This window comes from Nocardia sp. CC201C (assembly GCF_030010695.1).
Lineage (GTDB): Bacteria > Actinomycetota > Actinomycetes > Mycobacteriales > Mycobacteriaceae > Nocardia > Nocardia otitidiscaviarum.
Window position 1 is genome coordinate 1 of record NZ_JASCXP010000368.1, and the last position, 7,584, is coordinate 7,584.

Here is a 7,584-nt window from a genome sequence, read left to right on the forward strand (position 1 = left end):
CGGTGCCCGGTTCGCGCACGAAATCGCCTGCGGCGCGCCCCTTCTCGATGGTCACGGTGGAGCCGTCGGCGCGGGTGTCCTCGACCGGCACCACACAGTCCGCGCCCGGCGGCAGCGGTGCGCCGGTCATGATCTTCACGGCCGTCCCGGTGGGCAGTTCCGCGTCACCGGCCATCCCGGCCGCCACCACACCGGCGAGCGGCAGCGTCACCGGTACCGTCGCCACCGATTCGGCCCGCACCGCGTACCCGTCCATGGACGAGTTCCGAAAGACCGGCAGATCCAGGGGGGAGTGCAGATCCTCGGCCAGCCGCCGTCCGAGCGCGCGCGCCATCGGAATCCGCTCGGTCTCCCGGTCTGCCAGCGGACGCAGCAGACTTTCGATGCGTTGCCGGTGGTCGTCGACGGACCGGGCCTGCATCCGAACTGGCCGAGAAGTCATGCGGGTCAGCCTATACGCGCGCCGCGGCGGGGCCGCTCGGCACGACAGGCCGAGCGGGGGACTGGACATACCCGTAATAATGGTCGGGTGACCGTGGTCGTGATGGGAATTCCCGCCGTACGAGCCGGGCGACCCTCTCTCGACGGTCGCCCCGATACCCCGTTCCTGGTGGACCGCTACGGTCGCACCGCCCGTGACCTGCGGGTATCCATTACCGAGAAGTGCTCGCTGCGGTGTACCTACTGCATGCCGGAGGAGGGCCTGCCGCCCATTCCGGCCGATGAACTGCTCACCACCGACGAGATCGTGCGCCTGGTCACGCTGGCCGTGCACGAACTCGGCGTGCACGAGGTGCGCTTCACCGGCGGTGAACCGCTCATGCGCCGCGACCTGGAGCAGATCATCGCCGGGTGTCGCGCCGCGCTGCCGGATACGCCGCTGGCCATGACCAGCAATGGCGTCGGTCTCGAACACCGCGCCCGCAAGCTGGCCGAAGCCGGGCTGAACCGCGTCAATGTCTCCCTCGACACCGTCGACCGCGACGGTTTCGCCCGGCTCACCCGCCGCGACCGCCTCGAGTCGGTGCTCTCCGGCATCCGCGCCGCCCAGCGCGAGGGGCTGGCCCCGGTCAAGGTGAACGCCGTGCTCATGCGCGAAACCCTGTCCGGCGCGGCGGATCTGCTGCAATGGTGTATCGACGAGGGCTGCGAGCTGCGCTTCATCGAGGAGATGCCGCTCGACGCCGACCACGAGTGGGCGCGGGCCAATATGATCACCGCCGCCGAACTCCTCGACGTGCTGGGCGAGCGCTTCACTCTCACCGAGATCGGCCGCCCCGACGACCCGTCCGCCCCCGCCGAGAACTGGTTGGTCGACGGCGGCCCCGGCACCGTCGGCATCATCGCCTCGGTGACCCGCACATTCTGCGGCGACTGCGACCGCACCCGCCTCACCGCCGACGGCCGCATCCGGTCCTGCCTGTTCAGCGATCAGGAATACGATGTGCGCGCGCCCCTGCGCTCCGGCGCCTCCGACGCGGAGATCGCCACCCTGTGGCGCGGCGCCATGTGGAACAAGTGGGCGGGGCACGGCATCGACGCCGCCGACTTCCAGCCCCCCGAGCGAACGATGGGAGCCATCGGTGGTTGAGGTCCGCTATTTCGCCGCCATCGCCGACGCGGTGGGCAAGGACAAGGAGACCCTGGACCTCCCCGCCGGAGCCACGGTCGCCGACCTGCGCCACACCCTCGCCACCACCTACGGCCCCGACCTGGACCCCATGCTCCGCGTCTGCGCCTACCTCGTCGGCGACGAACTCACCAGGGACGCGGCGACTCCCCTCACCGCACGGGTGGACGTCCTCCCGCCCTTCGCGGGCGGCTGATCACCCGGGTGGTCGCGGCTACTTCCACCAGGTGTCGAGCGGGGTCACCGGGACGGTGCGCTTGTGGCGGGTGTTGCGGTAGATCGTTTCGAGGCGTTGTGCCACCTCCGGGGCGACATCCTTGCCCTCGAGGTAGTCGTCGATCTGGGCGTAGGTCAGGCCCAGAGCCTCCTCGTCGGGGAGGGCGGGGCGGTCGTCCTCGAGGTCGGCGGTCGGGACCTTCTGCCAGACGCTGGGCGGGGCGCCGAGTTCCTGGAGCAGGGCCGCGCCCTGGCGTTTGGTGAGGCCGGTGAGCGGGGTGATGTCCACGCCGCCGTCGCCGTATTTGGTGAAGAAGCCGGTGACGGCCTCGGCCGCGTGGTCGGTGCCGACCACCAGGAGATTCAGCTGACCGGCGATGGCGTACTGGATGACCATGCGCTCGCGGGCCTTGATATTGCCGCGCACGAAATCCCGCAGCCGGGCCTCGGTGCCGAGCAGCCCCGCCACGCCGAGCGCGACCTCCTCGCCCGCGGCATCGGCGCTCGGCTTGACATTCACCGCCACCGAGCGGTCCGGCCGGATGAACCGCAGCGCGATCTGCGCGTCCTCCTCGTCGGCCTGCACCCCGTAGGGCAGCCGCACCGCCACGAAGGTGGCCTCGGTGCCCTCGGCCCGCAGTTCCTCGGCGGCGAGCTGGCACAGCCGCCCGGTCAGCGTGGAGTCCTGGCCGCCGCTGATGCCGAGCACGAATCCCGCGGCGGGGGTGGCGCGCAGATAGTCCTTGAGGAAGTCGATGCGCTGCCGCACTTCGAGTTTCGGTTCGATGGTCGGTGCCACGCCCAGTTCGGCGATGATCTCGTCACGCAGGTTCCCCATTGCGCACACTCTACTGCGCGGTCGGGGCGGTGACGCGGCGGACGAGCGTCTCCCAGTAGTCGCCGATCTGCGCCAGCGTGTACCCGAGCACGCGGGTCTGGTGCAGCACCAGGCCCGCGTCCAGCGCGGCCAGCAGCGTATCCGCCAGCAGCCAGCCGCCGCTGGCCACGTCGGCCTGCCGAAGCAGCAGAGCCACATGGGATCTGGTCACGTTGTAGGGGGCGCTGGCATAGCGGTCGGCATCGAAGGCCGCCTCCCGGCGTACGTCGCCCTCCACCTCGATTCCGGCCAGCCGTGCCCGCCCGAAGGCGATGAGCCGCTCCACCGGCGGTGCGCCCGGTCCCAGCGGCGGCGGGCCGAACATGTAGGCCGCCTGCAATTTCTTCTCCGACTGGTCCAGCAGCGCGTGCATGAGTCCGGATCGATTGCCGAAGCGCCGGAACACCGTGCCCTTGCCGACCCCGGCCCGCTTGGCCACCGCGTCCATGGTGACGGCCTCCGCGCCCTGTTCGCGCACCAGCGCCTCGGCGGCGTCGAGCAGCAGTTGGCGGTTGCGGGCGGCGTCGCTGCGTTCGGCGTGCTCGGTGGTCGGCAGCGGGATGCCGCCCGGCAGCGACGGTGGTGTCCGGGGCTCGATCGTCAGCGAGTCGGACGGCAGCGAGTCCGATGACAGCGAGTCGGATGACAGCGACGCGGGCTGCTCCGCCGGGGGCGTGTCACGCATCACGGTGCCCTCCTCGGTACCCGGGAATGAATCCGGACCGTGGTCCGGTTAGTGTCAGGTGAACGTACCACCCACCGACTACAGCTTCAGGAGTGCCCACCATGTCTCAGACCCGTCTGCTCGCTCTCGTCGGAAGCCTGCGTGCTGCCTCCATCAACCGCCGCCTCGCCGAGGCCGCCGCCAAGACGGCGCCCGAGGGCGTGGAGATCACCCTCTACGAGGGTCTCGCGGATATCCCTTTCTACAACGAAGATCTGGATGTCGAGGGCGAAGTGCCCGCCGCCGCGCAGGCGCTGCGTGACGCGATCGCAGCCGCCGACGGCCTGCTGCTGGTCACGCCCGAATACAACGGCACCCTCCCGGCCGTGCTGAAGAACGCCATCGACTGGGCCTCGCGCCCCTACGGCGCCGGTGCCATCAAGGGCAAGCCCACCGCGGTGGTGTCCGCGTCCATCAGCCCGAACGCGGCCAAGTGGGCGCACGGGGACACCGTCAAGGCGCTGGGCGTGGCGGGTGCGACCGTGGTGGAGAATGCCCACCTGCACTTCGGCACCATCGGCAACCGGTTCGTCGACGTTCACCCGGCCGATGACGCCGAGGCGCTGACCCAGCTGGCCGCGACCGTCGTCTCCCTGGCGGAGTCGGCCAACGGCAACCTGGTCAACGCCTGACCGGCGAACTCCGAATCCCCACGAGGCCACGGCTTTCGACGCCGTGGCCTTGTCGTGTGCGGCGGGGCGTGCGCCCCGGCGACACGCCGGGGCGCGTCTCGATTCGGTGTCGGCCGCATGACGGGGCGGTGCTGCGACATCCGCGTACCCGTGGTGTGCGTGTGACCCGCGTGATGGGTGTTATGCCTGATGACGCAGGGTTTGCTGAGAATGTGCTACTTGCCGAAATTGTGATCTCTGCCTCAGTCGTGTCGAGTTGCGAATTGAGTGGCCAGGTACTTACGACACCGGAATTTCACCTTTGTGAGTCGCAACATGTCGTGTTGTATGAATCTGTCGGCCACTAGGTGTAGTGTCTACAGCGCTGGAAAGCCACCCGAGATGAACAGTGGGTCGGATCGGGTGACCAGGGGCTTCGGTTCCGCTTCCAGGGGTTTGCGCAGCTAGTACGTGGATCTTGTTTCAGCCGTGCACTGCATACGGATCGAAGGCGAGGAGAAGGGGACACAATGACCATCACCGTGTACACGAAGCCTGCTTGTGTTCAGTGCAATGCCACCTACAAGGCGCTCGACAAGATCGGCGTCGACTACGACGTCGTCGACATCTCCGAGAACCCCGAAGCCCGCGACTACGTCATGGCCCTGGGCTACCTGCAGGCCCCCGTCGTCGTCGCCGGTGACGACCACTGGTCCGGCTTCCGCCCGGACCGCATCAAGGCGCTCGCCACCGTCGCGGCCTGAGCGGCCCCCAGCGGCGTGCGGGGAAGCTCGCCGCTGGTCGCAGGTTCGCCCGATCGAACTGGGAAGGTGGCCGACATGTCCACCCAGACAGCCAATCTGGTCTACTTCTCGAGTGCGTCGGAGAACACGCACCGCTTCGTGGAGAAGCTGGGTCTCCCGGCGCTCCGCATACCACTGCATACCGCCGACTCGCTTCGCGTCGATGAACCCTACGTGCTGATCGTCCCCACCTACGGGGGTGGTCGGCACGTATTGGGTGGGAACCGATCCGAGAAGGAATTCGTGCCCCGGCAGGTGGCCAAATTCCTCAACGATGCCCACAACCGCGCCCTGCTGCGCGGCGTGATCGCGGCCGGCAATACGAACTTCGGCGATACGTACTGCTTTGCGGGAGAGGTGATCTCGCGCAAAGCGGGAGTGCCGTACCTGTATCGCTTCGAACTCATGGGAACTGCCGAGGACGTCGAGCGCGTCCGAGAGGGATTGGGATTGTTTTGGCAACGACAACAGCACCGGTCGGAAAGACTGCCCGCGTAGAGCGTCCGGTCAGCGGGGACTCCAGCACCACCGAGGGCCTGGACTACCACGCCCTCAATGCCATGCTGAACCTGTACGGTCCGAACGGCGAGATCCAGTTCGACAAGGATCGCGAGGCCGCGCACCAGTACTTCCTGCAGCACGTCAACCAGAACACCGTCTTCTTCCACAACCTCGACGAGAAGCTCGACTACCTCATCGAGGAGAACTACTACGAGACAGAGGTGCTGGAGAAGTACAGCCGCGCCTTCATCAAGCAGCTGTTCCAGCAGGCGTACGCCAAGAAGTTCCGGTTCCCCACCTTCCTCGGCGCGTTCAAGTACTACACCTCGTACACGCTCAAGACCTTCGACGGCAAGCGCTACCTGGAGCGCTTCGAGGATCGCGTGTGCATGGTCGCGCTGACCCTCGCCGACGGTGACGAGATCCTGGCCTCGGAGCTGGTCGAGGAGATCATGGCGGGCCGCTTCCAGCCCGCCACGCCGACCTTCCTCAACTCGGGCAAGAAGCAGCGCGGCGAACCGGTGTCCTGCTTCCTGCTGCGCATCGAGGACAATATGGAGTCCATCGGGCGCTCCATCAACTCCGCCCTGCAGCTGTCCAAGCGCGGTGGCGGAGTCGCGTTGCTGCTCAGCAATATTCGTGAGGCCGGTGCCCCGATCAAGAAGATCGAGAACCAGTCCTCGGGCGTCATTCCGATCATGAAGCTGCTGGAGGACTCGTTCTCCTACGCCAACCAGCTCGGTGCGCGGCAGGGCGCGGGCGCGGTGTACCTGCACGCCCACCACCCCGACATCTACCGCTTCCTCGACACCAAGCGGGAGAACGCGGACGAGAAGATCCGCATCAAGACGCTGTCGCTGGGCGTGGTGATCCCGGACATCACCTTCGAGCTGGCGAAGAAGAACGAGGACATGTACCTGTTCTCGCCGTACGACGTGGAGCGCATCTACGGCGTGCCGTTCGCCGACATCAATGTCACCGAGAAGTACTACGAGATGGTCGACGACAAGCGCATCCGCAAGTCGAAGATCAAGGCGCGCGAGTTCTTCCAGACCATCGCCGAGCTGCAGTTCGAGTCCGGCTACCCGTACATCATGTACGAGGACACGGTGAACCGGTCGAACCCGATCAAGGGCAAGATCACCCACTCCAACCTGTGCTCGGAGATCCTCCAGGTCTCCACGCCCTCGGAGTTCAACGACGATCTCTCGTATTCCAAGGTGGGCAAGGACATCTCCTGCAACCTGGGCTCGCTGAACATCGCCAAGACCATGGACTCACCGGACTTCGGCAAGACCGTGGAGACCGCCATCCGCGCGCTCACCGCGGTCTCGGATCAGACGCACATCTACTCGGTGCCGTCGATCGAGCAGGGCAACAACGAATCCCACGCCATCGGCCTCGGTCAGATGAACCTGCACGGCTACCTGGCGCGTGAGCGCGTCTTCTACGGTTCCGAAGAGGGCGTGGACTTCACGAACATCTACTTCTACACCATCGCCTACCACGCGGTGCGGGCGTCGAATCTCATTGCCAAGGAACGGGGTACGTACTTCGGCGGCTTCCCGGAGTCCAAGTACGCCTCGGGCGAGTACTTCGACAAGTACACCGAGCAGGCGTGGGAGCCCAAGACCGAGCGGGTGCGCCAGATCTTCGCCGACGCGGGCGTGCACATCCCCACCCAGGACGACTGGCGCGAGTTGAAGGCGTCGGTCATGCAGTACGGCATCTACAACCAGAACCTGCAGGCCGTGCCGCCGACCGGTTCCATCTCCTACATCAACCACTCCACCAGCTCGATCCACCCGATCGCCTCCAAGATCGAGATCCGCAAGGAAGGCAAGATCGGCCGCGTCTACTACCCGGCCCCCTACCTCACCAACGACAACCTCGACTACTTCGAGGACGCCTACGACATCGGCTACGAGAAGGTCATCGACACCTACGCCGCCGCCACCCAGCACGTGGACCAGGGCCTGTCGCTGACGCTGTTCTTCAAGGACAGCGCCACCACCCGCGACGTCAACAAGGCCCAGATCTACGCCTGGCGCAAGGGCATCAAAACCCTCTACTACATCCGCATCCGCCAGATGGCCCTGGAGGGCACCGAGGTCGAGGGCTGCGTGAGCTGCATGCTCTGAGCCGGGCAACGGTCGAGGGGGGGTGCGGTATGGGAACCCGGTGCGCCCGCGGCGTTTTTAAACGGGGGACCGCGTCGGTGG

8 protein-coding genes and 1 pseudogene are annotated in these 7,584 nt (G+C 66.7%); 6 read left to right on the forward strand and 3 right to left on the reverse strand.

The features are described 5' to 3' along the window. Positions 1-442: pseudogene (locus QK444_RS28605) on the reverse strand (molybdopterin molybdenumtransferase MoeA); the annotation flags it as partial. A gap of 87 nt (positions 443-529) precedes the next feature. On the opposite strand from QK444_RS28605, the gene moaA reads away from it, so the two are divergent. Both moaA and QK444_RS28615 read left to right on the forward strand, forming a co-directional pair. After that, positions 530-1,591: a GTP 3',8-cyclase MoaA gene (gene moaA, locus QK444_RS28610; RefSeq protein ID WP_282785244.1), complete on the forward strand. Its 1,062-nt coding sequence runs from the start codon at positions 530-532 to the stop codon at positions 1,589-1,591. Continuing rightward, complete coding sequence (locus tag QK444_RS28615) at positions 1,584-1,826, forward strand: MoaD/ThiS family protein (protein WP_029927306.1); 243 nt, start codon at positions 1,584-1,586, stop codon at positions 1,824-1,826. The genes moaA and QK444_RS28615 overlap by 8 nt, the downstream gene beginning before the upstream one ends. An 18-nt stretch (positions 1,827-1,844) precedes the next feature. On the opposite strand, the gene nadE is transcribed toward QK444_RS28615, so the two are convergent. Then, the gene (gene nadE / locus QK444_RS28620; protein WP_282785245.1) at positions 1,845-2,684 is read right to left on the reverse strand and encodes an ammonia-dependent NAD(+) synthetase; all 840 of its coding nucleotides are present in this window, start codon (positions 2,682-2,684) and stop codon (positions 1,845-1,847) included. Between the two features lie 10 nt (positions 2,685-2,694). Beyond that, complete coding sequence (locus tag QK444_RS28625) at positions 2,695-3,408, reverse strand: TetR/AcrR family transcriptional regulator (RefSeq protein WP_282785246.1); 714 nt, start codon at positions 3,406-3,408, stop codon at positions 2,695-2,697. A 101-nt stretch (positions 3,409-3,509) separates the two neighbouring features. Here QK444_RS28625 and QK444_RS28630 point away from each other — a divergent pair, with 101 nt between their 5' ends. From QK444_RS28630 to nrdE, 4 genes are all read left to right on the forward strand, one after another. Continuing rightward, positions 3,510-4,079, forward strand: a complete 570-nt coding sequence (locus QK444_RS28630) for an NAD(P)H-dependent oxidoreductase (RefSeq protein WP_282785247.1) — start codon at positions 3,510-3,512, stop codon at positions 4,077-4,079. Positions 4,080-4,588: 509 nt separating this feature from the next. Beyond that, entirely contained in the window at positions 4,589-4,822 is a 234-nt protein-coding gene (locus QK444_RS28635) for a redoxin NrdH (protein ID WP_029927314.1), read from the forward strand. Positions 4,823-4,897: 75 nt separating this feature from the next. After that, positions 4,898-5,359: a class Ib ribonucleoside-diphosphate reductase assembly flavoprotein NrdI gene (gene nrdI, locus QK444_RS28640; RefSeq protein WP_282785248.1), complete on the forward strand. Its 462-nt coding sequence runs from the start codon at positions 4,898-4,900 to the stop codon at positions 5,357-5,359. Positions 5,360-5,421: 62 nt separating this feature from the next. After that, on the forward strand, positions 5,422-7,503 hold the full coding sequence (nrdE, locus tag QK444_RS28645; protein WP_228814853.1) for a class 1b ribonucleoside-diphosphate reductase subunit alpha: 2,082 nt from the start codon (positions 5,422-5,424) through the stop codon (positions 7,501-7,503). Positions 7,504-7,584: the final 81 nt, after the last annotated feature.